The organism is Neobacillus sp. SAB-20_R2A (assembly GCF_049568635.1).
Taxonomy (GTDB): Bacteria; Bacillota; Bacilli; order Bacillales; family Cytobacillaceae; genus Neobacillus; species Neobacillus citreus.
Genome location: NZ_CP145895.1, coordinates 5,897,828 through 5,924,501, shown reverse-complemented (window position 1 = coordinate 5,924,501; position 26,674 = coordinate 5,897,828). Strand labels below are relative to the sequence as shown.

Annotated in this window: 23 protein-coding genes and 4 tRNA genes; 25 read left to right on the top strand and 2 right to left on the bottom strand. The window is 41.3% G+C overall.

Annotated features, from left to right (window positions below; translation table 11 throughout):
- Nucleotides 1–76: 76 nt before the first annotated feature.
- From noc to V5M37_RS28850, 4 genes are all read left to right on the top strand, one after another.
- Nucleotides 77–940 (top strand): nucleoid occlusion protein, encoded by an 864-nt coding sequence (gene noc / locus V5M37_RS28865; RefSeq protein WP_423800260.1) that lies wholly within the window; start codon nt 77–79, stop codon nt 938–940.
- Between the two features lie 274 nt (nt 941–1,214).
- Complete coding sequence (locus V5M37_RS28860) at nt 1,215–1,976, top strand: ParA family protein (RefSeq protein WP_213116960.1); 762 nt, start codon at nt 1,215–1,217, stop codon at nt 1,974–1,976.
- Nucleotides 1,969–2,820, top strand: coding sequence for a ParB/RepB/Spo0J family partition protein (locus tag V5M37_RS28855; RefSeq protein ID WP_423800259.1), 852 nt, complete (start codon nt 1,969–1,971; stop codon nt 2,818–2,820). Before V5M37_RS28860 ends, V5M37_RS28855 begins: the two co-directional genes overlap by 8 nt.
- Nucleotides 2,821–2,888: 68 nt before the next feature.
- Nucleotides 2,889–3,602, top strand: a complete 714-nt coding sequence (locus tag V5M37_RS28850; protein ID WP_423800258.1) for a DUF554 domain-containing protein — start codon at nt 2,889–2,891, stop codon at nt 3,600–3,602.
- A gap of 127 nt (nt 3,603–3,729) precedes the next feature.
- Here V5M37_RS28850 and yyaC read toward each other — a convergent pair whose 3' ends face one another.
- Nucleotides 3,730–4,344, bottom strand: a complete 615-nt coding sequence (gene yyaC / locus V5M37_RS28845) for a spore protease YyaC (protein WP_423800257.1) — start codon at nt 4,342–4,344, stop codon at nt 3,730–3,732.
- A gap of 167 nt (nt 4,345–4,511) precedes the next feature.
- Here yyaC and V5M37_RS28840 point away from each other — a divergent pair, with 167 nt between their 5' ends.
- The 3 genes from V5M37_RS28840 (at nt 4,512) to V5M37_RS28830 (ending at nt 7,690) form a co-directional block, all read left to right on the top strand.
- Nucleotides 4,512–5,384 (top strand): mechanosensitive ion channel family protein, encoded by an 873-nt coding sequence (locus V5M37_RS28840; RefSeq protein WP_423800256.1) that lies wholly within the window; start codon nt 4,512–4,514, stop codon nt 5,382–5,384.
- Between the two features lie 15 nt (nt 5,385–5,399).
- Nucleotides 5,400–5,597, top strand: coding sequence for a DUF951 domain-containing protein (locus V5M37_RS28835; RefSeq protein ID WP_423802700.1), 198 nt, complete (start codon nt 5,400–5,402; stop codon nt 5,595–5,597).
- Between the two features lie 86 nt (nt 5,598–5,683).
- On the top strand, nt 5,684–7,690 hold the full coding sequence (locus V5M37_RS28830; protein WP_423800255.1) for a molybdopterin-dependent oxidoreductase: 2,007 nt from the start codon (nt 5,684–5,686) through the stop codon (nt 7,688–7,690).
- Between the two features lie 50 nt (nt 7,691–7,740).
- On the opposite strand, the gene V5M37_RS28825 is transcribed toward V5M37_RS28830, so the two are convergent.
- Nucleotides 7,741–10,017 (bottom strand): SH3 domain-containing protein, encoded by a 2,277-nt coding sequence (locus V5M37_RS28825; RefSeq protein WP_423800254.1) that lies wholly within the window; start codon nt 10,015–10,017, stop codon nt 7,741–7,743.
- Nucleotides 10,018–10,316: 299 nt separating this feature from the next.
- Here V5M37_RS28825 and ychF point away from each other — a divergent pair, with 299 nt between their 5' ends.
- The 18 genes from ychF to V5M37_RS28735 all read left to right on the top strand — a co-directional run bounded on the left by ychF (nt 10,317) and on the right by V5M37_RS28735 (nt 26,674).
- Nucleotides 10,317–11,417 carry a redox-regulated ATPase YchF gene (gene ychF / locus V5M37_RS28820; protein WP_213147845.1) on the top strand — a complete coding sequence of 367 codons (1,101 nt, stop codon included), beginning with the start codon at nt 10,317–10,319 and terminating at the stop codon, nt 11,415–11,417.
- A gap of 174 nt (nt 11,418–11,591) precedes the next feature.
- On the top strand, nt 11,592–11,879 hold the full coding sequence (gene rpsF / locus V5M37_RS28815) for a 30S ribosomal protein S6 (RefSeq protein ID WP_213147846.1): 288 nt from the start codon (nt 11,592–11,594) through the stop codon (nt 11,877–11,879).
- 70 nt (nt 11,880–11,949) lie between these two features.
- Nucleotides 11,950–12,465: a single-stranded DNA-binding protein gene (gene ssb, locus V5M37_RS28810; protein WP_213147847.1), complete on the top strand. Its 516-nt coding sequence runs from the start codon at nt 11,950–11,952 to the stop codon at nt 12,463–12,465.
- A gap of 52 nt (nt 12,466–12,517) precedes the next feature.
- Complete coding sequence (gene rpsR / locus V5M37_RS28805; protein WP_173062335.1) at nt 12,518–12,757, top strand: 30S ribosomal protein S18; 240 nt, start codon at nt 12,518–12,520, stop codon at nt 12,755–12,757.
- A 199-nt stretch (nt 12,758–12,956) separates the two neighbouring features.
- Nucleotides 12,957–13,901, top strand: a complete 945-nt coding sequence (locus tag V5M37_RS28800) for a YybS family protein (RefSeq protein ID WP_423800253.1) — start codon at nt 12,957–12,959, stop codon at nt 13,899–13,901.
- A gap of 25 nt (nt 13,902–13,926) precedes the next feature.
- Nucleotides 13,927–15,900, top strand: a complete 1,974-nt coding sequence (locus tag V5M37_RS28795) for a DHH family phosphoesterase (RefSeq protein ID WP_423800252.1) — start codon at nt 13,927–13,929, stop codon at nt 15,898–15,900.
- Nucleotides 15,897–16,346, top strand: a complete 450-nt coding sequence (rplI, locus tag V5M37_RS28790) for a 50S ribosomal protein L9 (RefSeq protein WP_423800251.1) — start codon at nt 15,897–15,899, stop codon at nt 16,344–16,346. Before V5M37_RS28795 ends, rplI begins: the two co-directional genes overlap by 4 nt.
- A gap of 172 nt (nt 16,347–16,518) precedes the next feature.
- The gene (dnaB, locus tag V5M37_RS28785; RefSeq protein WP_213147851.1) at nt 16,519–17,871 is read left to right on the top strand and encodes a replicative DNA helicase; all 1,353 of its coding nucleotides are present in this window, start codon (nt 16,519–16,521) and stop codon (nt 17,869–17,871) included.
- 199 nt (nt 17,872–18,070) lie between these two features.
- Nucleotides 18,071–19,363 carry an adenylosuccinate synthase gene (locus V5M37_RS28780; RefSeq protein ID WP_423800250.1) on the top strand — a complete coding sequence of 431 codons (1,293 nt, stop codon included), beginning with the start codon at nt 18,071–18,073 and terminating at the stop codon, nt 19,361–19,363.
- Between the two features lie 136 nt (nt 19,364–19,499).
- Nucleotides 19,500–19,575: transfer RNA gene (locus V5M37_RS28775), tRNA-Lys, on the top strand.
- A gap of 12 nt (nt 19,576–19,587) precedes the next feature.
- Nucleotides 19,588–19,659, top strand: a tRNA-Glu gene (locus V5M37_RS28770).
- A gap of 68 nt (nt 19,660–19,727) precedes the next feature.
- Nucleotides 19,728–19,804: transfer RNA gene (locus V5M37_RS28765), tRNA-Asp, on the top strand.
- A gap of 159 nt (nt 19,805–19,963) precedes the next feature.
- Nucleotides 19,964–20,036: transfer RNA gene (locus tag V5M37_RS28760), tRNA-Phe, on the top strand.
- Between the two features lie 356 nt (nt 20,037–20,392).
- Nucleotides 20,393–21,847, top strand: a complete 1,455-nt coding sequence (locus V5M37_RS28755) for a peptidoglycan DD-metalloendopeptidase family protein (RefSeq protein WP_423800249.1) — start codon at nt 20,393–20,395, stop codon at nt 21,845–21,847.
- Between the two features lie 177 nt (nt 21,848–22,024).
- The gene (gene yycF / locus V5M37_RS28750) at nt 22,025–22,735 is read left to right on the top strand and encodes a response regulator YycF (protein WP_213116976.1); all 711 of its coding nucleotides are present in this window, start codon (nt 22,025–22,027) and stop codon (nt 22,733–22,735) included.
- Between the two features lie 6 nt (nt 22,736–22,741).
- Nucleotides 22,742–24,571, top strand: a complete 1,830-nt coding sequence (gene walK, locus V5M37_RS28745; protein WP_213147853.1) for a cell wall metabolism sensor histidine kinase WalK — start codon at nt 22,742–22,744, stop codon at nt 24,569–24,571.
- Nucleotides 24,568–25,890 carry a YycH family regulatory protein gene (locus V5M37_RS28740; protein WP_423800248.1) on the top strand — a complete coding sequence of 441 codons (1,323 nt, stop codon included), beginning with the start codon at nt 24,568–24,570 and terminating at the stop codon, nt 25,888–25,890. The genes walK and V5M37_RS28740 overlap by 4 nt, the downstream gene beginning before the upstream one ends.
- On the top strand, nt 25,877–26,674 hold the full coding sequence (locus tag V5M37_RS28735) for a two-component system regulatory protein YycI (protein WP_423800247.1): 798 nt from the start codon (nt 25,877–25,879) through the stop codon (nt 26,672–26,674). The genes V5M37_RS28740 and V5M37_RS28735 overlap by 14 nt, the downstream gene beginning before the upstream one ends.

Genomic DNA, 26,674 nt, shown 5'->3' with positions numbered 1-26,674 from the left:
GATATCCTAGGCAGGAAGAATATATCGACATAGAGAATAAAGTAAAAGGGAGTTTTTCGTAAAGGTGGTGTCGGGGATGAAAAATTCATTTACACGCTTTTTTGGCTTTGCTGATAAGGGAGAACAAACTGTTGAGCTTGAAGAAGAGCTGAATATAGAGAGAAACGAAGAAATTAAGAAAATACCGATAGACCAAATTGTTCCTAACCGATTTCAGCCGCGAACAGTTTTTGATGAAGAGAAAATTGAGGAATTATCCAGAACCATTCATACACATGGTATTATACAGCCGATTGTTGTAAGAGAGTTTGCTTCAGGCCAATATGAAATTATCGCGGGGGAACGCCGCTGGCGGGCGATGAAGAAATTAGGTTGGGATGAAGCTCCGGCTATTGTAAAAAATCTTAACGATTCGCAAACCGCTTCCGTTGCTCTTATTGAAAACCTTCAGCGGGAAGAGCTATCGCCGATTGAAGAGGCGATTGCTTATAGCAAGCTGCTTGAGCTTCACAACCTCACACAGGAGGCTTTGGCTCAACGTCTTGGCAAGGGGCAGTCAACCGTTGCCAACAAGCTGCGTCTTCTTAAATTATCTCAGCCTATTCAGGATGCTTTATTAAATAAGACGATTACCGAGCGCCATGCCCGCGCTCTTATTCCGCTTAAGGATCCAGAAAAGCAAGTGGCTTTGCTTGCAGAAATAATCGAGAGAAACTTGAACGTTAAACAGACGGAAGACCGGGTATTCAAACTTCTAGAGGAAAAAAATGAAAAGCCGAAAGCGAAGCGGAAGGCATTCAGCAAAGATATGCGAATTGCTGTCAATACCATCCGCCAATCGTTATCAATGGTTTCTGACAGCGGAATTAACCTGAATTCTGAAGAAGAGGAATTTGAGGATTTCTATCAATTTACAATTCGCATTCCCAAGAAAAAATAATATAAACTAAAATGGTAAGAACCAGACAATTTTTTGTTTGGTTCTTTTTGTTTTTTACAATAATCTCCATTAACCTTCAGTAATATCCCATTAAGGAAAAAATATGTATTCGCCCTGGCTGTATTATTTTTTGAAAAAAAACAAAATCTGCCGAATTTCATGATAAAATAAAGGAATGGACTTTCCATATCATTTGGTGGATAATGTCAAAATAAGGGTATTTTAATAGAATATGAGATTGAAATTTTGGGAGAATTAAAGGGTAGGTGACATCGTGGGTAAAATCCTTGCAATCGCGAATCAGAAAGGCGGAGTCGGTAAAACGACTACTTCTGTCAACCTGGGCGCCTGCTTAGCACATATAGGAAAACGGGTCTTATTAGTAGATATTGACCCTCAAGGAAATGCAACTAGCGGAATCGGTATTGAAAAAGCAGAAGTCGACCAGTGTATATACGATGTTTTAGTAGATGATGTGGAAGCGAAGGAAGTCATTAAGCCGACAGCCGTGGAAAATTTATACGCTATACCGGCTACGATTCAGCTGGCAGGGGCTGAAATTGAGTTGGTGCCGACCATTTCCAGAGAGGTTCGTTTAAAACGAGCTTTGGAAGAGGTGAAAGATCAATTTGATTATGTAATCATCGATTGTCCGCCATCATTAGGTTTATTGACGATTAATGCTTTAACAGCATCTGATGCCGTGCTAATCCCTGTACAGTGTGAATATTATGCCTTGGAGGGATTAAGTCAATTATTGAACACGGTAAGGCTGGTGCAAAAGCACTTGAATCAAGATCTAAAAATCGAAGGCGTATTATTAACAATGCTAGATGCAAGAACTAATCTTGGCATCCAGGTCATTGAGGAAGTGAAGAAGTACTTCCAGGATAAAGTGTATAAAACCATTATTCCAAGAAACGTCCGTCTAAGTGAGGCTCCAAGCCATGGGGAACCAATCATTAATTATGATGCCAGGTCCCGGGGCGCTGAAGTATATTTAGATTTAGCAAAGGAAGTGGTCTCGCATGGCTAAGGGCTTAGGAAAAGGCCTGAATGCATTTTTTACAATGGAAGCTGGCAAAGAGGAGACAATCCAAGAAATTAAACTAAAGGATTTACGTCCAAACCCCTACCAGCCTCGCAAGCATTTCCAACCAGAAGCCATTGAAGAATTGAAAGCTTCCATTTTAGAACATGGAATCCTGCAGCCGATTATTGTAAGAAAAAGTATAAAGGGCTTTGAAATTGTCGTAGGGGAACGCAGGTTTAGGGCTGCAAAAGAAGCAAAGCTTGAAACCGTCCCAGCTGTAGTGCGAGAGCTTTCTGAGCAGCAAATGATGGAATTAGCCGTCCTTGAAAACCTTCAGCGGGAGGATTTAAATCCAATTGAAGAAGGACAAGCCTACAACAACCTGATGGACAAGCTGAAATTGACCCAGGAAGAAGTAGCCAAACGTCTTGGAAAAAGCCGGCCGCATGTAGCTAACCATATCCGTCTATTGTCCCTGCCAGCAAACATTCAAGCGTTGATTTCTGAAGGAAAAATAACGATGGGACATGGCCGTGCCTTGCTTGGTCTTCGCCAAAAGGCAAAGCTTTCGGCAGTAGTCGATAAAGTGGTTAAGGAATCATTAAACGTAAGGCAGCTTGAAAAACTGATTCAGCAGCTAAATGAAAATGTTCCACGTGAAACAAAAAATCAGGATAAGAAAAAGGATGTCTTTATCAAAGAACGGGAGCATTCATTAAGGGAACGGTTTGGAACATCAGTGCACATTAAACAAAACAAGAATAAAGGGAAAATTGAAATTGAATTTTTCTCCCAGGAGGATTTGGAACGAATTCTATCGCTTTTGGGACCGAATGATACAGATTAAGCCATCTTCGGGATGGTTTATTTTTTTAGAGATCCCTTTTCATAATAGAGAAAAAAGGTGAGGACAGCATGTTTTTGTTAGGCACACTAGTAAATGGAGTGTTAATTGTTGTTGGTACCCTTCTGGGTAAGTTGTTAAACCGCATTCCGGAAAGCATGAAAACAACCGTCATGTATGCAATTGGCTTATCGGTCATGGTTTTAGGCTTACAGATGGGTCTAAAAAGTGAAAATTTCCTAATTGTGATTATCAGTCTTGTTGTAGGGGCGGTGTTTGGCGAGCTTCTAAACCTTGAAGAAAAATTAAATGACCTTGGCGGCTGGCTGGAAAATAAGGTTGGTTCAAACGGAAAGGGCAGTATTGCTGAAGGCTTTGTCACAGCTACGTTAATTTTTGTAATTGGCGCCATGGCCATTATCGGGGCACTTGACAGCGGGATCCGCGGCGACCATGATGTTCTTTATACAAAGGCCTTAATCGACGGTTTTACCGCCTTAATCTTAACTACGACTTTGGGAATAGGCGTTATTTTTTCTGCTATTCCAGTCGTACTGTATCAAGGATTGATTGCGCTATTCGCCACTCAAATCGACAGGTTTGTCCCGAAGGCCTTGATGGACCAGTTTATTGTTGAAATGACTGCAGTCGGCGGTATCATGATTTTTGCTATCGGATTAAATCTTACAGGCATAACCAAAATCAAAGTCGCCAACCTCCTCCCTGCCATACTGGTGACCGGAGCGATTGTGACGATTTTATATAACTACCATCAATATTTATAAAGAAAACTCGCCGATTGGCGAGCCCTTAAGGGCGAAGACAGAGGCGTAGTTGCACTTATGCGTTAAGAAAGTTTATACTTTCTTATTAGCTAAAAATAAAAAGAGCAATGGAATTGATCCGTTGCTCTTAATTTGTTTTCTCTTCCTCTATCCATTCCAGGTTCGTCCAGCTTTGTTTATTGTACAGCAGGCCAGCCTGGTAAATTCCATTTGCAATGGTTTTGGCCATTTTCATAACTAAATTTAGACGGGTATTTTGCAATACATAAAACTCCATAAACCCGCTGACATTTACAATTCCGGTTATATGAAGCTCGCCAACCGGCGGCAGTTCCTTATTCACCCCTGCCCCTGGTTTAACAGGACCTTGACCCACCTGTATGGCACCAACATTTTTATTGCGACCAAGGCAGGCATCTATACCGATAATATAGGGGTCTGAATGTAAGGTTTTTATTTCCTCCAGTCTATCTGCTAAATTAACAGCATGAACTGGCTCATCTAAAGTTCCATACACATAAAAGGATTCGAGCTTCTTCTCCTCCAATAACGTCCCAACAAGTGGCCCTAATGAATCTCCTGTTGAGCGGTCAGTACCAATGCAAACAAAAACAATGGGACGGCTTGTTACTGACGGAATATGTTGAAGCAGTTCATCAGCTAAACTTTCATCGGCATGCAGGTCATCATGCATGAACTGCATCTTAGCCTTCCTATCAAACATGAAAGCTTTCAGATTCATTAAGTCCACTCCCTAAATCTTTTCGCTCATCTGCCTTAACAGTATACGGAAAATTTAGAGAAACTATACATATCCAAACAAAAAAGAAAAATTCAGATGGCTATTAACTCTTTTGAAAAATTGTTAAAATAGTAATGGCAGTTGTTAGCTTAAAGGAAGGTGTCTTAATGAGTATCACAGAAAAAGGGTTTAAAAAAATCATTGCCAAATTGCAAAATGAAGATACATGGCTGACCTTTGGCGAAGGCATTCTTAAAATCATTGCTATTATTATTGTGGCACAATTATTAATTCGGTTTGGGAAAGTAATGATTCATAATATCTTTAAAATTAGAAACATCTCCCCGCTAAGAACAAATGTCCGGCGCGAAGAAACATTGTCCAAGCTTCTGGATAATATTCTATCTTATGTGGTTTATTTTATTGCTTTTCTAACGATTCTTTCGGTTATGAACATTGATGTCAAGGCTCTGCTTGCAGGTGCAGGAATTGTTGGTTTAGCGGTAGGGTTTGGTGCACAAAGTTTAGTAAAAGATGTTATTACCGGCTTCTTTATTATTTTTGAAGATCAGTTTTCGGTAGGAGATCATGTGAGGATTGGCCAGTTTGAAGGAAATGTCGAAACAATTGGATTAAGGACAACAAAAATTAAAAGTTGGACAGGCGAAGTTCATATTATCCCTAATGGAAGCATTTTAGAAGTAACGAACTTCTCGATAAATAATAGTGTCGCTGTTGTAGATATTGCCATTCCTTATAAAGAGGATATAGAAAAGGCACAGCGGGTCATTGAAGGTCTCTTGGAAACAATGCCGGAAAGGTATGGTGAATTAGTGAAGCGCCCCGAACTTCTTGGTGTACAAAATCTTGGCCCAACAGAAGTCACCTTACGGATTGTTGCTGAAACACAACCGATGCAACACGCAGCACTTGCCAGGAACATGCGGAAAGATATTAAGCTGGAATTAGACCGGAATGGAATTGATATTTCCTATCCACGTGTTGTGATGCTATCAAAGGATCCAGTAACTGGAGTTTAAAGGATGGTGATAGAAATGGAAGAAAAAGAATATGGGATTAATGATATTGTTGAGATGAAGAAGCAGCACCCATGCGGAACCAATCGCTGGAAAATCATTCGGATGGGAATGGATATCCGGATTAAGTGCGAAGGCTGCGGGCATAGTGTTCTCATCCCAAGAAGGGAATTTTCCCGGAAAATGAAGAAGATTCTTTTGAAGCATGAAGGATAATATTTCATGCTTCTTTTTTTTATTAACGTGTATTATCCTTAATATTAAAGTTGAAATAGTAGATTCACAGTTTGGGGGTGGAGAAATTGGCTCAAACAGTTGTCAAGGCCGCGTGTCCATTGAACTGCTGGGATAGCTGCGGTTTAAAGGTTACTTTGGAAAATGACCGAGTGGTAAAGGTGGAAGGAGATCCTGACCATCCGATCACAAAGGGGAAGATTTGCGGCCGAGGCCGGATGCTTGAAACAAGAACGAATTCACCAGAAAGGCTCTTGCACCCTTTAAAAAAGATAAATGGCAAATTTGAGCAGATTTCCTGGGGGCAGGCTCTGGATGAAATAGCAGCTAAATTGCACGATATAAAGGAACGTTTTGGAACAACGGCTGTGCTTCACAGCCATGACTACGCTAATAACGGCATTTTGAAAAATCTCGACCAGCGCTTTTTTAATTGTTATGGCGGCGTTACCGAACTTTATGGTTCCCTGTGCTGGGGCTCTGGAATCGAAGCGCAGAAATGGGATTTCGGCAATTCATGGAGCCATGAACCAAATGATATTATTAATAGTAAAAATATCATTATTTGGGGGAGAAATGCTGCCCGTACTAATATGCATTTTTATGAAAAGCTTTTGGAAGTGAAAAAGCAGGGCGCCAAGCTATATGTGATTGACCCGCTCTTTAACGCAACAGGAAAAATTGCTGATAAACATATAACGATAAAACCGGGGATGGACGGTATATTAGCCGCTGGAATTATTAAGGAAATGCTTCGTTTAGGGCTGGAAGACCGAAGTTTTATCGAGGACTTTACGTTTGGTTTTGCTGATTTAATGAAACTTCTTGATGGAGTCTCTATAGAAACCATCAGTGAAATGACGGAAGTTTCTCGTGAAAACATAACAGAGCTAGCATATCTTTATGCGGATAAACCAACAGCTACTTTTATGGGTCTTGGCCTGCAGCGGTACCAAAATGGCGGCAATACGATTCGCTTGATTGACGCCCTTGCTGCAGTAAGCGGGAATATCGGAATTCCAGGCGGGGGTGCCAACTATGCCAATCTTCAAGTTGGACAAAGCTTTGATTTTGCAGAATTAACCATGCCAAGCCGCAGGCAAAAGCACCGCTTATTTTCAATCATGAAACAGGCAGAAGGAATTTTGTCGGCTGTGGACCCAGAGATTAAAATGATTTTCGTTACATGCGGGAATCCGTTGACCCAAGTCCCTGATTCAAACATAGTGACAAAAGCATTCTCATCTGTTGAAACGCTTGTTGTGATGGAGCAATATATGACTGACACGGCGAAGTTGGCTGACTATATTCTTCCTGTAACAACCGTCTTTGAAGAAGAAGATTTCTACTATTCATCGATGTACCATCATTATGTCAATTACGGACCAAAACTAGTTGAGGCCCCAGGGGAGGCCAAACCGGATTTATGGATATGGGCGCGGTTAGCTGACCGGCTTGGGTTTGGTGAGGATTTTGATTTTTCAAGGGATGAATGGCTGAAGCTGACTTTAAAAACATTAGCAGGCAAAGGATTTACGCTGGAAAGGTTAAAAGAACAGCATGCGTTAGAGTTACCCGTACAGAAAATTCCTTGGCAGGACCGGAAGTTTCAAACACCGTCGGGAAAATTCGAATTTACCTCTCTGACAGGGAAACAAAAAGGGGCTGGCGGATTGCTGAAGCTGGCCGTACCGGATGAGTCTAAATGGTCTAATCCAAGCTTGGCAGGAAAATTTCCTTACAGTCTGCTAACGATTCACCCACTGCGGTCAAACCACTCACAGAACTATCATTTATTGGGTGGAAAAATTAAATTGAAAGTGGAAGTAGCGCAAAATATCGCTGACGCTCATGGCTTTCAACCCGATGATTATGTAAGGGTTTGGAATGACCGTGGTGAAGTAAAGGGTTATGTGTCCATTTTGGTAACGGCCCATCCGAATACGATTAATATCGATGAAGGAATTTGGAAAGAATTTGGCGGGTCTGTCAATAACCTAACCTCCAGCAGAGAGTCTGACAATGGGCTCGGAAGTACTTTATACGATTGTCTAGTTGCGATTGAAAAAATATAATCATCAAAGAGGGGCTCCCATAAAAAGATGGCAGCCCCTTTTTGCAATAATTATTTATACTCTGGAATCTCCAGAATGAGTTTATATGAGTCTAGTAAACTATATAAGTTATGAATCTGGAAAACTTGCTTTGCCGCCCAGCCAATATCAGAAGCATACTGATGTGCTGCGGCACCCTTTGATGCAGCAGAACCTGGATTCCACCTCATTTTATAAAGAGTATCCTGACCTGCATTAATATAGCCGTTGGCAATAAATTGGGCACCGCCAATAATGGCAGCCTCAGGTGTAAACCATCCGGCATTAAAGGCAAATTGGGCGCCGCTTTCTAAAGCGGTATTATCATAAGCACCAATTCCATACATATTGTAAACTGTTTTCCCATTAACCTCTACGCCGGTAGCTAACTTGGATGTACCGTTACTTGTTTCTAATAGGGCGTGGGAAATTAAATAAATTTCATTGATTCCGTATGTTTGGCCAGCTGTTATAAAGGATGATGCCGTTCCTTGCAAAATCCCTTTTCCGGAAAGGATTCTTTGGTTTACCTCATCCGCATTAAGATTGGCTGTTGCCGAAAGTTTTAAAAATTGCAGGGAATCAACCGTCGTACTTAGGAAATTCTTTGGATTAACATAATAGGTGACATCTTCTGGACTCGCATTTACCCATGTTTTATTGTAGGCGATTTGGTACCAGTCATATCCGTCTGTCCCTTTTACAGTACCAAGTATTTGCAGCTGTTCCTGTGCCTTCACCTGACCGATTGACCAATAGTCTGTGCCGGCGCCGCCCCTTACATTCCAGACGGCCCCATTTACGGTTCCGTTTGCAGGGCCGTTTAACGTTAAGGCATCAGCGCGGATGAAGGCTGTGTATTTCTTATCTGTTTGCGGACCCACACCCATTTCTAGCTTTACCATGTCAGTCAGACTGATATTATAGTTTTCGTAAACCTTATCAATGTTGCTGTTGGTTACATTTGGATTAAATGGTTCTGATGCAGATAAGTACTGTGCACTTACATAACCGGTTTGTCCATTTGCTGTAACCTTTGCCCAGCCGTTTTCTTCAGAGTTGACGGTTACAATCGTGCCTCTAGCAAGCTTTGTCAAGACAGCCCCTGTTGTTGAAGCCTCGGCACGCATATTTAAGCTAGAGCCATAGACGACACTTACATATTTCTCCACTACTGCATTATCTTCTTGTGCTGGATTGTTTTCTGGAGCGGGCTCCGTACCGGCAGCCGGTTTTGTTTCCGATAAAAACTGCGGATCGACATAGCCTGTTTGTCCATATGCTTCAATCTTTGCCCAGCCATTATCTTCTGATAAAACTGTCACCGTTGTTCCGCGGGCCAGCTTAACCAATACCGAAGCATCTGCCGCGGCACCTTTTCGCATATTTAAGGAGGAGTCATAGCCGACGTTTACATACTTGGTTACAGATACGGGTTCTTCCTTTTTGACTTCAGTATTTGTGTTTGCTTTTGCTGGGGCCAGATATTCAGCGCTGACATAACCTTCCTGGCCATTTACGTTAATCTTTGCCCATCCGTTTGCTTCAGAATAAACAGTTACTTCTGTTTCATTTGTCAGTTTTGTAATAACAGCAGAACCAGTGGAAGGGCTTTTTCGCACATTCAATTTGGAACGGGAGTCGATATTCACATATTTAGTTACTGCCGGTTGTGGAGCCGGTGCTGTAACGCTGCTGCTTGCTGAAGGCTTGTCTGCCAAATAGGCTGAACTGACAAAGCCAGCTTTTCCATTTACCTCAATTTTAGCCCAGCCGTTTGTTACGGAAATAAATTTCACCTCTGTGCCCTTAGCGAGTTTTGCCATAATGGGGGCACTTGTTGATGCACTATTTCTCATATTAAGTGAGCCGCTGACTACATTCACATATTTTAATGTTGTTGCTGTTGTTGGCGGTACAGCAGGGGCAGCTGGATTTTGATTTGATAAAAATTTTGAGCTGACATATCCGCTTTTTCCACTTGCTGCGACTCTTGCCCAGCCGTTCACTTCGGAATAAACTGTTACAGCCGTTCCTTTTGGTAAAACGGCAAGTACAGCTGAACTTGTCGAAGCACTTTTTCGCAAATTAAGTGAGCCGCTATCAACATTTACATACTTTGTAATGGCTGATTGGACATTGCTTGTTTGTGTCGAATTGGATTCAGCAAAGACGGCTTCTTCGAAGGCAGCCGCTGACAGAACCGCAAAACAAAACGTCGGCAATATGGCCTTTTTTACCACACTAGGTTGGGGACGGGAATTTTTGTACTTTTCTACTCTGCTTGGTAATAACTCTTGTTTTTCCATTTCTCCTCCCTATAACTCATAAATATGTATTTTTTTCCTAACGTTAAGGAAAAAGTAATAGATTTATATTAAATTTTACCATATTTGCTAATTTAGTAGATAAATTTAAGGGAAATTGTTGAAATAAAACGGTGTTTTTTTCTAATCTTCTTAGATTATGAGGTTTTATGTCGTGTAATTTAGTTAGGAAAGGTCCATTCTTGTCTTTTTATAAACAAATGCCTATAATGGTGAAAGGCTTGTAATTTTTAGGACGAATAAAATTGAAATAGATATTTTATCTTGAGGAGTGAACGTAAATGGCTTTAACAGCGGGTATTGTGGGGCTTCCAAACGTGGGCAAGTCCACATTATTTAATGCAATTACCCAGGCGGGAGCGGAATCGGCAAACTATCCCTTCTGCACAATTGACCCTAACGTTGGGATTGTAGAGGTACCGGATTATCGTTTGCAAAAATTAACGGAGCTTGTTCAGCCGAAAAAGACAGTTCCGACAGCGTTTGAATTTACCGATATTGCCGGGATTGTTAAAGGCGCCAGCAAGGGGGAAGGATTAGGGAACAAATTCCTTTCTCACATTCGTGAAGTGGATGCAATCTGCCAAGTGGTACGCTGCTTTGCCGACGAAAATATTACCCATGTATCCGGTAAGGTTGACCCGATTTCTGATATCGAGACCATCAACTTGGAATTAATTCTTGCTGATATGGAATCGGTGGAAAAACGTATCGGGCGTGCAGAGAAATTGGCCAAGCAAAAGGATAAAGATTCTGCAGCAGAGTTTGAAGTGCTAGCAATGCTCCGCGACGCTTTTGAATCAGAAAAACCTGCAAGGTCCGTCGAATTTACAGAAGAGCAATTAAAAGTAGTAAAACACCTCCATCTTCTGACTATTAAACCAGTCCTTTACGTGGCAAACGTCAGTGAAGATGATGTTGCTGACCCGTCCGGAAATGAATATGTTCAAAAGGTCCGGGAATATGCGGCTAAAGAAAATGCTGAAGTAATTGTTGTTTGTGCTAAAATTGAAGAGGAAATCGCCGAGCTTGAAGGCGAAGAAAAGCAAATGTTCCTCGAGGAGCTTGGAATTGAAGAATCCGGGCTTGATCAATTAATCCGCGCTGCTTACAATTTGCTTGGTTTAGCTACGTATTTTACTGCCGGTGTGCAGGAGGTTCGCGCCTGGACTTTTAGAAAAGGAATGAAGGCTCCTCAGTGTGCGGGGGTCATCCACTCCGATTTTGAGCGTGGCTTTATCCGTGCAGAAACAGTTTCATTTGATGACCTAGTGACTGCTGGTAGTTATAATGCCGCTAAAGAAGCAGGCAAAGTCCGTTTGGAAGGTAAAGAATACGAAGTAAAAGACGGAGACGTCATGCACTTCCGATTTAACGTATAATTTTTTTGAGGCTGACAGGTGTCAGCCTTTCATCATTTTTAATGAAGATTATGGCATTCCAGTGAAGGGAATTGCAATTCGTGTCGCTCTGTGCTATAATTTCAACTTGTGAGTAATGAATAATTGCTCCTTGCCCATATTCGGGCCGTTTTAGACCAAAAGGAGGTGACTGTGATGAACAAGTACGAAATCATGTACATCATCCGTCCAAACATTGAAGATGAAGCAAAAAAGGCTCTTGTAGAGCGTTTCAACAACATTCTTCTTGAAAATGGCGCGGAAGCTGCTGAATCGAAGGATTGGGGTAAACGCCGTCTTGCTTACGAAATCAATGATTTCCGCGACGGATACTACCAAATCGTTAAGACAACATCTTCGTCTGCTGCAGTTCAAGAATTTGCACGTCTTGCAAAGATCAACGAAGATATCATTCGTCATATCGTAATTAAAGAAGAAGAATAATATATACAAAAATATTTGGAAATAAATGTTTCACGTGAAACAATTTCCAAGGGAAAAGGAGTTGATTCTGATGATGAATCGTGTCGTTCTTGTTGGCCGTTTAACTAAAGATCCTGACCTTCGCTATACACCAAGCGGCGTTGCAGTTGCTACCTTTACTTTAGCTGTAAATCGGGCATTTTCGAATCAGCAGGGGGAACGCGAAGCAGATTTTATTAACTGTGTCGTATGGCGGAAGCCGGCAGAAAATGTGGCGAACTTCTTAAAAAAGGGAAGTTTAGCAGGTGTTGACGGCCGGATTCAAACCCGCAACTATGAAGGACAAGATGGCAAACGCGTATATGTTACAGAGATTGTAGCAGAAAGTGTTCAGTTCTTAGAACCGAAAGGCGCATCAGGCGGCGGTGGCGGCGGAAGAGGCAACGATTTCTACGGTGCACCTCCAATGGAACCGCAAGGAAATCCATTTGGCGGCGGCAATCAGAATCAACGACAAAATTCTAACCAAGGTTTTACAAAAGTAAATGATGATCCATTTGCAGGAAGCGGTCAAATCGACATTTCTGACGATGATCTACCATTCTAATGTAGCCTTAATAGATCGGATTAATTTCTAAAAAGTGAAGGAGGGAATTTCCATGGCAGGAGGACGCAAAGGCGGACGCGCAAAACGCCGTAAAGTTTGTTACTTTACAGCAAACGGTATCACTAACATCGATTACAAAGATGTAGATTTACTAAAAAAATTCATCTCTGAACGCGGTAAGATTTTACCACGTCGTGTGACTGGTACTAGCGCTAAATACCAACGCAAATTGACTGTTGCAATCAAACGTGCACGTCAAATGGCTTTATTACCATTCGTTGCAGGTGAATAATAAAGCTGCATAAAAGACAGCCAAGGCGAGAGCCCTGGCTGTCTTTTTATTAGCTAATAGGAAGTATAAATTCAAATACCACTCATAAACCGTCCTATCGGACTCGCCAATCGGCAAGTTTTCATTTGCAAAAAATTTGAATAGCCTGCTATATCTAGCTAAAATTAAGAAGTAGAAGGTTTAGTTTCGAGGTGAAGAAGTGAAAAATGTTCGTAAGTTAACAGAAGGCGCCATGCTTTTAGCGGCTTTTACAGTTTTGTTTCTAATATCGATGTATTTACCATTTGTCGGAATGGTTTCAAGTTTATTTTTAGCCGTTCCATTTATTTTGTTTGCGGCTAAAAATGAAGGAAAATGGACTATTGTATTTGTTGTTGCCTCTATACTTCTTTCCATTATTGTCGGGTCGTTTCTCTCCCTTCCATTAGCCTTGTCATTTGGAACAACAGGAGCAGTAATGGGGTATTTAATTCAAAAGAAAAAAGAGCGAATGACAATCTTCATTGCCAGTTCATTTGTATTTTTGATTAATATCATTGGGATGTATGCCGTTAGTATTGTCTTTTTTAACATGGACATCATCAATGAAATGATTAATACCATGAAGGATTCCATTAAAATGTCAACCGACATGTTGAAGAATTTAGGTCAGGAAAAACAAGCAGAAAATACAGTAAAACAATTCACTAGAGGATTGGAAATGGTTAGAACCTTGATCCCAACACTGTTTGTATTAACCTCGTTTATTCTGACATTGATGATTCAATTGGTATCTTATCCAATCGTAAAAAGGTTTGGAGTTGAGGTTAAAAAGTGGAAGCCGTTTAAAGACCTTATCCTGCCGAGAAGTCTGCTGTGGTATCTTCTGATTACCCTGTTTGCAAATATGGTGCTAAACCCTCAGGAAGGGACATATCTATTTGCTGTATTATTAAATCTTACATATGTACTGCAATTCTTGATGATTTTTCAAGGCTATACCTTTATGTTTTATTATCTTGATGCGAAAGGAATCTCTAAATCAGTAGCTGTTATCCTGGCTGTTTTCTCCTTCATTATTCCGATTTTTCTTTATATTATAGGGATATTAGGTATAATTGATTTAGGCTTTGATTTACGGAAAAAGTTTAAAAAAGAGTCATGACTACTGTGATTGGGAGCTGAAAACTTTGCCTGCATTTTTAGAAAAACGATCGATACGTTATCCTTTTTATGGGTTAATCGGCGTTACAGTGGTACTGCTCATTGTCCTGCTATTATACAATTGGATATTAAGCTTGGCTGGGTTCTTCGCCATGTTTATCCCTCTTTACTATATGTTTGTGGTTGATCGGCGCCAGCGAAAGGAAATGGAAGAGTATATTGCAACCCTCTCTTATCGAGTTAAAAAGGTTGGCGAGGAAGCGCTGCTCGAGCTGCCAATCGGGATTATGCTGATCAATGAAGAATATACGATCGAGTGGGCAAACCCTTATTTATCCTCATGTTTCGATGAGGATACCTTGCTAGGCAAGTCGCTTTACGATGTCGCTGACAGCCTGATTCCATTGATAAAACAGGAGGCCAAAACAGAAGTTATCACCCTTCATGATAAGAAATTCCGTGTCATTCATAAACCTGAAGAACGGCTCTTGTACTTTTTTGATGTAACTGAACAAGCTGAGATTGAAAAGTTATATCAGAATGAACGAACGGCTATCGCCATCATCTTCTTAGATAATTATGACGACCTGACACAAGGAATGGACGATCAAATGCGCGGGAGTCTTAATAATTTGGTTACCTCTATTTTAAATAAATGGGCAAACGATAATGGGATTTTTCTAAAAAGAATATCGTCAGAACGGTTTATTGCTGTTTTCAATGAGGAAATTCTTCACAGCCTTGAAAAGGGGAAATTTTCAATTTTAGACGAAGTAAGGGAAATGACCTCGAAGCAAAATACCTCTTTCACCCTAAGTATTGGTGTTGGAACAGGTGTATCTTCGCTGCCGGAATTAGGATTGTTAGCACAATCGAGCCTCGATTTAGCTTTAGGCCGCGGCGGTGATCAGGTGGCGATTAAACTTCCAAACGGCAAGGTGAAATTTTTCGGTGGAAAAACAAATCCAATTGAAAAGCGTACGCGCGTGAGGGCACGGGTTATCTCCCACGCATTAAGAGATTTGATTATAGCCAGTGACAAGGTCATTATTATGGGACATAAAAATCCGGATATGGATTCCATTGGTTCAAGCATTGGGATTTATAAAGTGGCACAACTCAATCAAAAGGATGCTTATATTGTTGTCAACATGCAGGAAATGGAGAGTGGCGTTAAACGGATGATGGAGGAAATCCGCCATCAGGAGAAGTTATATTCCCGCTTTATAGGGCCGGAAGAGGCCTTAGAAATTGCCACTGATAAAACACTGCTTGTTGTGGTCGATACCCACAAACCTTCCCTTGTTATGGAGGAGCGGCTGCTCAATAGAATCGATAATGTCGTAGTTATCGACCATCACCGCCGCGGTGAGGATTTTATTGCCAACCCATTGCTCGTTTATATGGAGCCGTATGCCTCTTCTACTTCAGAGCTTGTAACGGAATTTTTGGAATATCAGCCAAAACGAGGTAAAATTGAAGTAATTGAAGCAACAGCGCTGTTGGCGGGAATTATTGTCGATACCAAAAGTTTTTCGCTAAGGACGGGATCAAGGACATTTGATGCTGCATCCTACCTGCGGGCTCACGGGGCGGACACGATCCTTGTGCAAAAGTTCCTGAAGGAAGACGTCGGTACATACATCAAAAGGTCGAAGCTCATTGAATCCGTCTATTTCTATCATGAGGGAATTGCCATTGCCAAGGGCACAGAGCAGGATTTCAATGACCAAGTGATTATCGCCCAAGCAGCAGACACGCTTCTAACGATGAATGGAGTGACGGCCTCATTCGTTATTTCGAAAAGAAATGAGGAACTGATTGGAATTAGCGCTCGTTCACTAGGAAACATAAATGTACAGGTCATTATGGAAGGGATGAAAGGCGGCGGCCACTTGACAAATGCAGCCACCCAACTGACAGGACTTACCATCGAACAAGCAGAGGACCAGTTGAAGCAAGTAATCGAGGATTATTTAGAAGGGAGTACAAAGGAATGAAGGTAATTTTTCTTAAAGATGTAAAAGGAAAAGGAAAAAAGGGTGAAATTAAAAATGTGGCGGACGGTTATGCCCACAACTTTTTAATTAAGCAGGGGCTTGCTGTTGAAGCAAACTCCGCTAACGTCAGCACGATGGATGCGCAAAAGAAAAAGCAGGAAAAGGAAGCGGCTGAAGAGCTTGCTGAAGCAAAAAAGCTCAAAGAAACATTGGATAAGATTACAGTTGAGCTGACAGCAAAGGCTGGTGAGGGCGGACGTCTATTTGGTTCGATCACCTCAAAACAAATCGCTGAGGAACTGCAAAAGAAGCACGGCATTAAAATCGACAAACGGAAAATGGAGCTCGATGATGCGATCAGGACATTAGGACATACGAAGGTTCCAGTTAAGCTCCATCATGACGTAACAGCCATCTTGACCGTTCACGTGAAAGAAGGAAAATAAAAGACAGCCTGTTGAGAATAAAATTTGCCAGTTCAAATTTAGATGAATCATGATAAAATAAAAAAGCAAGCTTAGAGACGTGATCGGTTTATCTGGTCACTTTTTTCTTTTTAAGATATGATTATTTTTATAAGTTTAATAATCACTCTCTAGTTAGGAGGGGTTTTAATAGATGAATGATTTGTTTGCTGACCGCATGCCTCCACAAAATATAGAGGCAGAACAGGCGGTATTAGGTGCAATTTTTTTAGAGCCTTCTTCTTTAACGATGGCTTCGGAAATCTTGATTCCAGAGGATTTCTATCGAGCCGCCCACCAAAAAGTCTTTAATGTGATGCTGAAGCTGAATGACGAAGGTAAAGCAGTTGACTTGGTAACTGTTACTGAGGAACTGGCTGCAGCTAAATTAATTGAGGATATAGGCGGTGTCAGCTATTTAAGTGAACTAGCAGGCGCTGTGCCGACGGCTGCCAATATTGAATATTATGCGAGAATCGTAGAAGAGAAATCCCTTCTTAGAAGATTGATCCGCACGGCGACTAATATCGCCACAGATGGTTATACTCGTGAAGATGAAGTTGAATCGCTTTTAAGCGAGGCTGAAAAAAGCATCATGGAAGTAGCCCAGCGTAAGAATGCCGGAGCCTTCCATGACATTAAAGATGTCCTTGTTCGGACGTATGACAATATTGAGGAAATGCATAAACGTGTTGGGGAGATTACCGGTCTTGAGACGGGATTTGTTGAACTTGACAAGATGACAGCTGGGTTTCAGCGCAATGATTTAATTATTGTCGGTGCTCGTCCTTCTGTTGGTAAAACAGCCTTTGCCTTAAATATTGCGCAAAATGTCGCGAAAAAAACGGGCGAAAATATTGCCATCTTTAGTCTAGAGATGGGTGCTGAGCAGCTGGTCATGCGTCTTTTATGCGCCGAAGGGAACATTGATGCCCAAAGGCTTCGTACTGGGTCACTGACAGAGGAAGACTGGGGTAAGTTGACGATGGCAATGGGCAGTTTGTCAAACACAGGAATCTATATTGATGATACCCCTGGGGTAAGAGTAGGTGATATTCGTTCTAAATGCCGCCGTTTAAAGCAAGAGCACGGCTTGGGAATGATTTTAATTGACTATTTGCAGCTTATTCTAGGAAGCGGCCGCTCTGGTGAAAACCGCCAGCAGGAAGTATCGGAGATTTCCCGCTCTCTTAAGCAATTAGCCCGTGAGCTGCAAGTGCCTGTTATTGCCTTATCGCAGCTATCCCGTGGTGTGGAGCAGCGTCAGGATAAGCGGCCGATGATGTCAGATATCCGTGAATCTGGGTCGATCGAGCAGGATGCTGATATTGTTGCCTTTCTTTACCGTGATGATTACTATGATAAGGAATCGGAAAACAAAAATATTATCGAAATTATCATTGCTAAGCAACGTAATGGCCCGACGGGTACGGTTTCGCTGGCATTCGTGAAAGAATATAATAAATTCGTAAATCTGGAGACAAGATATGAATCTCCAGGGGCGTAATGGGGCCTGATTCCCGCTGCTTTAAGGTTTTACTGCAGCGGGGTCAGACCCCTTTTTAGTAGATTTTTAGTTTACGAACATATTTTACTATTTTAATATAAATCGTTCGTGTTTAATTGACTTTTTTCATAAAAAATTGATAAACTATGTAAGGGAATTAATTAATTTAATGAAAGCTAAAAATTCGGAGGTGCCTTACATGTCATCAGTAGTGGTTGTTGGTACGCAATGGGGAGACGAAGGAAAAGGGAAAATCACTGATTTCCTTTCAGAAAATGCAGAAGTAATTGCCCGTTATCAAGGGGGAAATAATGCGGGCCATACCATCAAGTTTAATGGCGAGACCTATAAGCTGCATTTGATTCCTTCAGGGATTTTCTATAAGGAAAAAATTTGTGTCATCGGAAATGGCATGGTCGTCGATCCAAAGGCACTTATTCAAGAACTTGCTTATTTACATGAAAAAGGAATTACAACCGATAACCTGCGCATCAGTAATCGTGCCCATGTCATCCTTCCTTATCATATAAAATTGGATGAAGTGGAAGAGGATCGCAAGGGCGCTAATAAAATTGGTACAACTAAAAAGGGTATTGGTCCAGCATATATGGATAAGGCAGCCCGGAACGGGATTCGCATTGCTGATTTGCTTGACCGTGAAATTTTCGAAGAAAAATTAGTTCGCAATCTAGAGGAAAAAAACCGTTTATTTGAACGCATTTATGAAACAAGCGGCTTCAAAGTCGAAGATATTCTTGATGAATACTATGAGTACGGCCAGCAGGTTAAGAAATATGTCTGTGATACATCCGTCGTTCTAAATGATGCTTTGGATGAAGGCCGTCGTGTATTGTTCGAAGGCGCCCAGGGTGTCATGCTTGATATCGACCAAGGAACCTATCCATTTGTTACGTCTTCAAACCCGGTTGCCGGCGGTGTAACGATTGGTTCGGGTGTAGGTCCAACTAAGATCACTCATGTTGTTGGTGTATGTAAAGCGTATACTTCCCGTGTTGGTGATGGTCCATTCCCAACTGAGTTACATGATGAAATCGGCCACCAAATCCGCGAAGTCGGCCGTGAATATGGTACAACAACAGGACGTCCACGCCGTGTTGGCTGGTTTGACAGCGTTGTGGTCCGCCATGCTCGCCGTGTTAGCGGTTTGACAGATCTTTCGTTGAATTCCATTGATGTTCTTTCAGGAATCGAGACATTAAAGATTTGTACAGCTTACCAATATAATGGAGAAGTCATTACAGAATATCCTGCCAACCTAAAGATTCTTTCTCAATGTCAACCAATTTACGAAGAATTGCCAGGCTGGACAGAAGATATTACCGGCTGCAAATCCTTAGATGAACTGCCTGAAAACGCACGTCACTATGTAGCGCGTGTTTCCCAATTAACAGGCATCCCATTATCCACCTTCTCAGTCGGACCTGACCGCACCCAAACAAACGTCGTCAGCAACCCGTGGAGACAAGTTTAATGAGACATGGGGACGGTTCTTCTGCATCAAAAACAGAAGAACCGTCCCTTTTTTAAAATTTTTTTAAAAAAACTATTGCCTAATAAACACCACCATGATAATATAAAAAGCGTCGTCACAAACGGTATCTAAATACGAGCCATTAGCTCAGTCGGTAGAGCATCTGACTTTTAATCAGAGGGTCGAAGGTTCGAGTCCTTCATGGCTCACCATTCTTTATGAATGGCCCCTTGGTCAAGCGGTTAAGACACCGCCCTTTCACGGCGGTAACACGGGTTCGAATCCCGTAGGGGTCATCGGCATTGGTCGGCCGGTAAATGACTGGCAAGGACGGTCTCCTTGCTGGCTGACCATATTATAAATTGGTCTGGTAGTTCAGTTGGTTAGAATGCCTGCCTGTCACGCAGGAGGTCGCGGGTTCGAGTCCCGTCCAGACCGCCACTTAATTTAGAATGGCTCAGTAGCTCAGTCGGTAGAGCACGATCGAATAAGCTTCCTTGAAATACTTCAGGGCAGACATCGAGACGCTCCTTGAATAAGCCTTCTGAGATGTCTGCAAAGGACTTACCTCATACTTGTTGTAGGAAACCATCTAAATATGGCTCAGTAGCTCAGTCGGTAGAGCAAAGGACTGAAAATCCTTGTGTCGGCGGTTCGATTCCGTCCTGAGCCATCCCAAAAAGAAGTTCGCACACATTGCGGACTTCTTTTTTATTACATTTGTTACATAAATGTAATAAATGGACCTATTTTTTACAAAACGCATAGAAATTTGTCTTATTTTGCAAAATTATCCCGATATTGGACAAACCCTTGATATAATAGGGATTTCCACCTATTACCGGCACGGAAAAACAGGAATAAATGACCAACATATTTCAAAAGACGTAGGATAATGTCAGTAATTATACAATTGTGTTACATTATGGAGACTATTAATCTCTTCTCTATAAAACTATGGTAAAGTAAGAGAGGCTAAAATTCTGGGAAACCCTTTCATTGTGTTTTACCGTGGTTTAGGAGGAAATAATGTTTTCATTAAATAAAAAAAATAATTCTAAAAAACTATTATTAATAAAAACAACCATAGCATCAGCAGTAGCCGCATCTGTTATTGCGTTTAGCAGCGGACCGGTGGCATTGGCTACTTCATCTAATTTAAGCACTGTTTATCATGTTTATCTCAATGGTACATACATAGGTAATGTAACGGATAAAGCAATTGTCGATAAAATTGTTGCAGAGAAACTGGATTCCATGAAGGAATCCATCAAAGATCTTAACATAAAGCTTGGCGAACAGGTTCAATATGTACCTGAACAAGTTTTCAGCGCCAATGCAAACAATCAGGAAACTCTTCAAAATTTAAGAAATACATTCCAAGTTCAAGCAGAAGCGGCTGCCATTGTGATCGATGGAGCACCAGTTGTTTATTTAGAAAATAAGAGTGCGGCAGAAGACGTAATCGAGAATCTTAAATTGCAGTATGTTACTGAACAGCAGCTGCAAGATCTTGAAGCGCTTAAGTCGGCTGACCCTAGTACATTACCCGCTTTAAATGAAAATGAAACACGTATTTTAAATGTAAGTCTTTCAAAAAATGTTTCTGTGGAAATGAAAAATGTTGAACTACAAAAAATTGTAACTCCTGCTGAAGCTGTTACTTTTTTACAAAAAGGCACTTTGGAAGAAAAGAAATACGCTGTTCAAGATGGCGATGCACTTGAATCAATCGCCCATCAAAATGGATTGACAGTTCCGGAACTGCTAACCTTGAATCCAGGATTAACAGCAGATTCATTAATAAAAATCGGCCAGGAAATCAATATTACGGCCTTAAAGCCATACGTGGATGTAATCGTTGAAAAAGAAGTGAACCAAAACGAAACCATTCCATTTGAAACGCAAATCGAAGAAGACGCAAATCTTCCTAAGGGAGAACAGAAAGTACAACAAGAAGGACAAAACGGATCTCGTTCAGTAACCTACCATATTTCAGAACAAAATGGCGTTGCTGCTCAAAAGGACGTTACTAGTGAGAAAATCCTGCAGCAGCCTATTAATAACATTATCATTAAAGGAACAAAGGCCATTCCTTCCCGTGGTGAGGGCACACTTGCTTGGCCGACTGTCGGCGGGTATGTATCCAGTGAAATGGGCTTCCGCTGGGGCAAAAAGCATAAAGGAATCGATATTGCCAGACCAAGCAATTTAACAATCAAAGCAGCAGATAATGGTGTAGTTGTTTCAGCAGGCTGGGACAGCGGCGGATATGGAAATAAAGTCATCATTGACCACCAAAATGGAATGCGTACTCTCTATGGACATATGTCCTCCATTAATGTAAAAGCCGGCCAGACAGTTTCCAAAGGAACGGGCATTGGTGTTATGGGAGCAACCGGAGATGCAACTGGTGTCCACCTCCATTTCGAAGTATACAAAAATGGCGGCTTGGTAAACCCACTTTCTTATCTAAGCAGATAACAGTCTCTAGTTTTAACTAGAGGCTTTTTCTTTTGGAAACCCTAGTAGTTAACTGGAAGGAGTCTTCCAAATACTTGTTATAGATGAATTTCAGGCGAAACAGTGGTAAAGTAAAATGGAGTAGTTATGACTTTAAAAAGAAAAAAATAGACAATAAAAACAAAAAGGAGCAATGGTATGGAAAAGAAAATTCTCGTTGTTGATGATGAAAAACCGATTGCTGATATCCTTCAATTTAACCTGAAAAAGGAAGGATATGATGTCTATTGCGCCTATGATGGAAACCAAGCACTTCAATTAGTTGAAGAAATCCAACCAGATTTAATCCTGTTAGATATTATGCTTCCGCAAAGAGATGGAATGGAGGTTTGCCGCGAAGTACGAAAAAAGTACGAAATGCCAATTATCATGCTGACAGCCAAAGATTCAGAAATTGATAAAGTCTTGGGACTTGAGCTTGGTGCTGATGATTACGTGACGAAGCCGTTCAGTACTAGAGAGTTAATCGCCCGTGTGAAGGCGAATTTGCGCCGCCATCAGCAAATCATTGCACAGCCTGATGCGGAAAATGAAACAAATGAAATAGTCGTGGGCGCTCTTGTCATCCATCCGGATGCCTATGTCGTGTCTAAACGTGGGGAAACCATTGAGCTTACCCATCGTGAATTTGAATTGCTTTATTACTTGGCACAGCATATTGGGCAGGTTATGACACGTGAGCATTTACTACAAACGGTCTGGGGCTATGATTATTATGGCGATGTTCGGACAGTCGATGTTACGGTACGCCGCCTTCGTGAAAAAATTGAAGATAGTCCGAGTCATCCTGCCTGGATTGTGACGCGCCGCGGGGTAGGTTATTACTTACGGAATCCTGAACAGGAGTAGTGACTGGTGAAAAAAGTAGGCTTCTTTCGCTCGATACACGTTAAATTTGTGATTATCTATGTACTCCTCCTTTTAGTTGCGATGCAGATTATCGGTGTTTATTTTGTCCGGCAGTTGGAGGAAACATTGAGGACAAATTTCCAAACGGCCTTAAAAGAGCGTGTGAATTTACTAGGATATAATATCCGCGAGGAAATAGAGAAACAAAGAACTTCGGAAGACCCGACGCTTGAGGAAGATATCAATAAAATCCTTAGGGATTTTGATAATGCCGGGGATATCTCAGAGGTGCGGGTGATTGAAAACAGGTCACTAAAGATTCTCGGAACCTCTGATTCAGACAATCAAGGGGTAGTGGGCCAAAGAACAACTGAACTTCGCATTAAACAATCGATGGTTTTGGAAGAAGACCAAAGTGCCCTGTTAATTGATAAGAAGACGGGAAACCGGATCTGGGTCCTTTCTACTCCGATTAAATCCGGCAAGAAGGTCATCGGGGCCATTTATCTTGTCGCAAAAATTGAGAGTGTTTTTGAACAAATGAAAACAATTAATAAAATTTTTGCTACGGGGACAGCCATTGCCATGTCAATCACAGCTGTATTAGGGATCTTGTTAGCCCAGACCATTACAAGGCCGATTGCCGATATGAAAAAGCAGGCATTGGCAATGGCCAAAGGGAACTTTTCTCGTAAGGTTAAGGTGTATGGGTACGATGAAATCGGAACGCTGGCGATCACCTTTAACAATTTAACGAAGAAGCTGCAGGAAGCCCAGGCGATGACGGAAGGAGAACGTAGAAAGCTATCCTCTGTCCTCTCCTATATGACAGATGGCGTTATTGCTACGGATAGAAAAGGCCGGGTCATCCTCATAAATGAACCGGCAGCGGAAATGCTGGATGTTTCACGTGAAACAGTGCTCTCCCAGCCGATTGTGTCATTATTAGATTTGGATGACACCAATACCTTCGAAGATTTATTGGAGGAGAATGATTCGCTCATTCTGGATTACAGTACTAAGCAGGAAAGATACATCCTTAGGGCCAATTTTTCCGTGATCCAAAAAGAAACTGGCTTTGTAAACGGACTGATTTGCGTTCTGCATGATATTACGGAGCAGGAAAAAATAGAATTCGAAAGACGGGAGTTTGTGGCCAATGTTTCCCATGAGCTGAGGACCCCGTTAACAACAATGAGAAGCTACCTGGAGGCACTAGCAGATGGGGCATGGCGTGACGAGGAAATTGCCCCGAACTTTCTGGAAGTGACAAGCAAGGAAACGGAACGAATGATTCGCCTTGTCAATGACCTGTTGACATTGTCAAAAATGGACAGCACTGATTATCGAATGACAATGGAATGGGTAAACTTTGTTGATTTTTATGACCGAATTATTGACCGTTTTGAAATGGCAAAGGAGCAAAACGTAACATTTAAAAGAATTCTCCCTAAGCATGGCATTTTCGTTGAAATGGATGAAGATAAAATGACTCAGGTCTTATACAACGTCATTTCCAATGCTCTGAAGTATTCTCCTGAAGGTGGACAGGTGACCTTCACTATACAAGAAAAAAATGAGACGATTATTGTCAGCGTATCAGACCAAGGAATGGGAATTCCCAAAGAGAGTATCGGGAAAATATTTGACCGTTTTTATCGAGTCGATAAAGCAAGAACGCGGAAAATGGGCGGAACAGGTTTGGGACTGGCCATTGCTAAAGAAATTGTCAGTGCTCATGGCGGAAATATCTGGGCATCTAGTAAGGAAGGGAAAGGAACTACCATTTCATTTTCCTTGCCATATGAAAGTGCTGAAGAGGATGAATGGTCATGAAATATGAAAATATAAAATCCATTATCTTAACAATATTGGTTTTCATCAGTATTTTTTTAACCTGGAATCTTTGGACATACCAGCCTAACTTCGACACGATGGAAAATGACAGCTATGTGGCAGAAGTCTCGGTGAGTGAAAAGCAAGAACTGCAGAAAATCGTTCGTCCTGACCGAATTTTGTTTCATATTAGAAATGATCATTATGGGACCAATAATCCGGATGAAGTCGACAACGTAATTAAGGAAATTAGCAAATGGTCCATCTTTGATTTAAAAAACTATACCGACAATGTTGAAAACATAAATGACCTTATTCACAGTCCCGGAAACGCAGAATTAATCTTTCCGGGTGAGGTCCCAATCGCTTTATATCGTGGTGTCTTAAACATTGAGGGGAAAAAGGTACCTTCCTTTAATTTTAATAGGATGATTATCAATGTGGAGAATTCCAGTAATGAGAATGGAATTGTTTATTTTGTTTCGTCGGAAAACCAACAGGTTTATATCAGTCATATTTCACCGGCCAATTTAACTGCTTTTAACCGGGACTTTTTCAAAAATGCACCTCGCTTACCGCGATATTTTGCGTATAAACCCTCGGCTAATAAAACGATCTTTTTACCTGAAGGCGAAACAGAGATGAAAACGTATAAGTATTTGCCTGTTACGCTTAATTCGGAAAAGTTTAAAGAAGCCTTGTTCCGGGACCCAAGCAATGTGCAGAAGAACCCGATTCGTGCGGGGGAGGAATATACGAGCGATTCAAGTAAAATGACAGTCAGTGATGATACGAATATACTTTCATACGTCAATCCGACTGCAGATGATGACTTTGTCGATAATTCCTATGACTTGGTGAAGCGCAGTATTGATTTAATCAACGAACATGGCGGTTGGACGGATTCCTATCATTATGTTTCAAAAAATGAATACAGTGCCACTGTTGTTTTTCGTCTTTATACCGGTGATGGCTACCCAGTTTTTAGTGAACGGGGCATTTCTGAGATTACAGAGGTATGGGGCCGAAATGAACTTACTAAATATATACGGCCCAACATTTCCTTGGAGCTGCCGCTGACAACCGAAATGAAAACGGTGAAACGGGCTTCCGGTCATGATGTGTTAAATTTCTTGGAGAATAAAAGGAATTTTAAGTCAGAGCTTCTCGAGGAGTTAGTATTAGGGTATCGAATGGATCGGGATTCGGAGGAAAACCAGTTAATCCTTTTAGAGCCTGCCTGGTTCTATCGCTACGATAAACAATGGGGAGAGCTTACGATGGATGACCTAGGGGGGCCGGCACATGGATTGGAGTAAAATCAAGACAATTTTCATCGTTACATTCTTAATCCTAGATGTATATCTGTTATTTCAATTTATGAAAATCCGTGATGCCAATAAATATGAATTCGTAACTGAAACTACTTTTGAAGAGAAACTAAAGGCTGACGAAATTAAATACGAAGAACTGCCGACAGCGAAAATAAAGTCGCAGTACTTAAGTGCAAAACCAAAGGTTTTTACAAAAAGTGATACGGCAAAGCTGAAAGGGCAGTCCGTTACCCTTAAGGACCCTGGTACCATTCTTCAAGCGGAATTTGAAAAGCCGTTTTCATTAAGCAATAAGTTCGAACCTGCTGAATTGGCCTCCTTTTTAAAGGACAATATTTTGTACGGAGACCAGTATCAATTTGGGGAGAAAAATGAGAAAAAGAGTACGATCACCTATTTTCAACAATATGAAAGCTTTCCATTATACAAAAATATTAATGGGATGATTACCTTTACGTATAATTCTGAAAATGAAATCGTCTCTTATCAGCAGACCTATCTTGAGGGCTTCGAAAAGATGGCGGCGAAGGAAGAAATACTCACGCCGTTAAAAGCGATTGAAACGTTGCACCAAAAGGGAGACATCAAACCAAAAAGCAAGATTACCAAGGTGGAGCTTGGCTACTCAACACGTATCCAATTAGCAGCCTCCCAGGTGTTGGCGCCAACCTGGCACTTTGTGGTCAATGATAAGGAAAATTTATTTGTAAATGCTTTTGAAGGGCAAATCATCCAATTCAAAGGCGATGAAAAAACTAATGTGGAGTGA

What these genes read in the sequence shown, in the direction of transcription:
- V5M37_RS28855 (WP_423800259.1), top strand. Translation starts at nt 1,969, where the DNA reads ATGGCTAAGGGCTTAGGAAAAGGCCTGAATGCATTTTTTACAATGGAA.
- V5M37_RS28755 (WP_423800249.1), top strand. Translation starts at nt 20,393, where the DNA reads ATGTTTTCATTAAATAAAAAAAATAATTCTAAAAAACTATTATTAATA.
- V5M37_RS28835 (WP_423802700.1), top strand. Translation starts at nt 5,400, where the DNA reads ATGGAAGAAAAAGAATATGGGATTAATGATATTGTTGAGATGAAGAAG.
- V5M37_RS28780 (WP_423800250.1), top strand. Translation starts at nt 18,071, where the DNA reads ATGTCATCAGTAGTGGTTGTTGGTACGCAATGGGGAGACGAAGGAAAA.
- rpsF (WP_213147846.1), top strand. Translation starts at nt 11,592, where the DNA reads ATGAACAAGTACGAAATCATGTACATCATCCGTCCAAACATTGAAGAT.
- rplI (WP_423800251.1), top strand. Translation starts at nt 15,897, where the DNA reads ATGAAGGTAATTTTTCTTAAAGATGTAAAAGGAAAAGGAAAAAAGGGT.
- ssb (WP_213147847.1), top strand. Translation starts at nt 11,950, where the DNA reads ATGATGAATCGTGTCGTTCTTGTTGGCCGTTTAACTAAAGATCCTGAC.
- V5M37_RS28740 (WP_423800248.1), top strand. Translation starts at nt 24,568, where the DNA reads ATGAAATATGAAAATATAAAATCCATTATCTTAACAATATTGGTTTTC.
- V5M37_RS28735 (WP_423800247.1), top strand. Translation starts at nt 25,877, where the DNA reads ATGGATTGGAGTAAAATCAAGACAATTTTCATCGTTACATTCTTAATC.
- rpsR (WP_173062335.1), top strand. Translation starts at nt 12,518, where the DNA reads ATGGCAGGAGGACGCAAAGGCGGACGCGCAAAACGCCGTAAAGTTTGT.
- V5M37_RS28840 (WP_423800256.1), top strand. Translation starts at nt 4,512, where the DNA reads ATGAGTATCACAGAAAAAGGGTTTAAAAAAATCATTGCCAAATTGCAA.
- noc (WP_423800260.1), top strand. Translation starts at nt 77, where the DNA reads ATGAAAAATTCATTTACACGCTTTTTTGGCTTTGCTGATAAGGGAGAA.
- ychF (WP_213147845.1), top strand. Translation starts at nt 10,317, where the DNA reads ATGGCTTTAACAGCGGGTATTGTGGGGCTTCCAAACGTGGGCAAGTCC.
- dnaB (WP_213147851.1), top strand. Translation starts at nt 16,519, where the DNA reads ATGAATGATTTGTTTGCTGACCGCATGCCTCCACAAAATATAGAGGCA.
- yyaC (WP_423800257.1), bottom strand. Translation starts at nt 4,344, where the DNA reads ATGAATCTGAAAGCTTTCATGTTTGATAGGAAGGCTAAGATGCAGTTC.
- V5M37_RS28850 (WP_423800258.1), top strand. Translation starts at nt 2,889, where the DNA reads ATGTTTTTGTTAGGCACACTAGTAAATGGAGTGTTAATTGTTGTTGGT.
- yycF (WP_213116976.1), top strand. Translation starts at nt 22,025, where the DNA reads ATGGAAAAGAAAATTCTCGTTGTTGATGATGAAAAACCGATTGCTGAT.
- V5M37_RS28825 (WP_423800254.1), bottom strand. Translation starts at nt 10,017, where the DNA reads ATGGAAAAACAAGAGTTATTACCAAGCAGAGTAGAAAAGTACAAAAAT.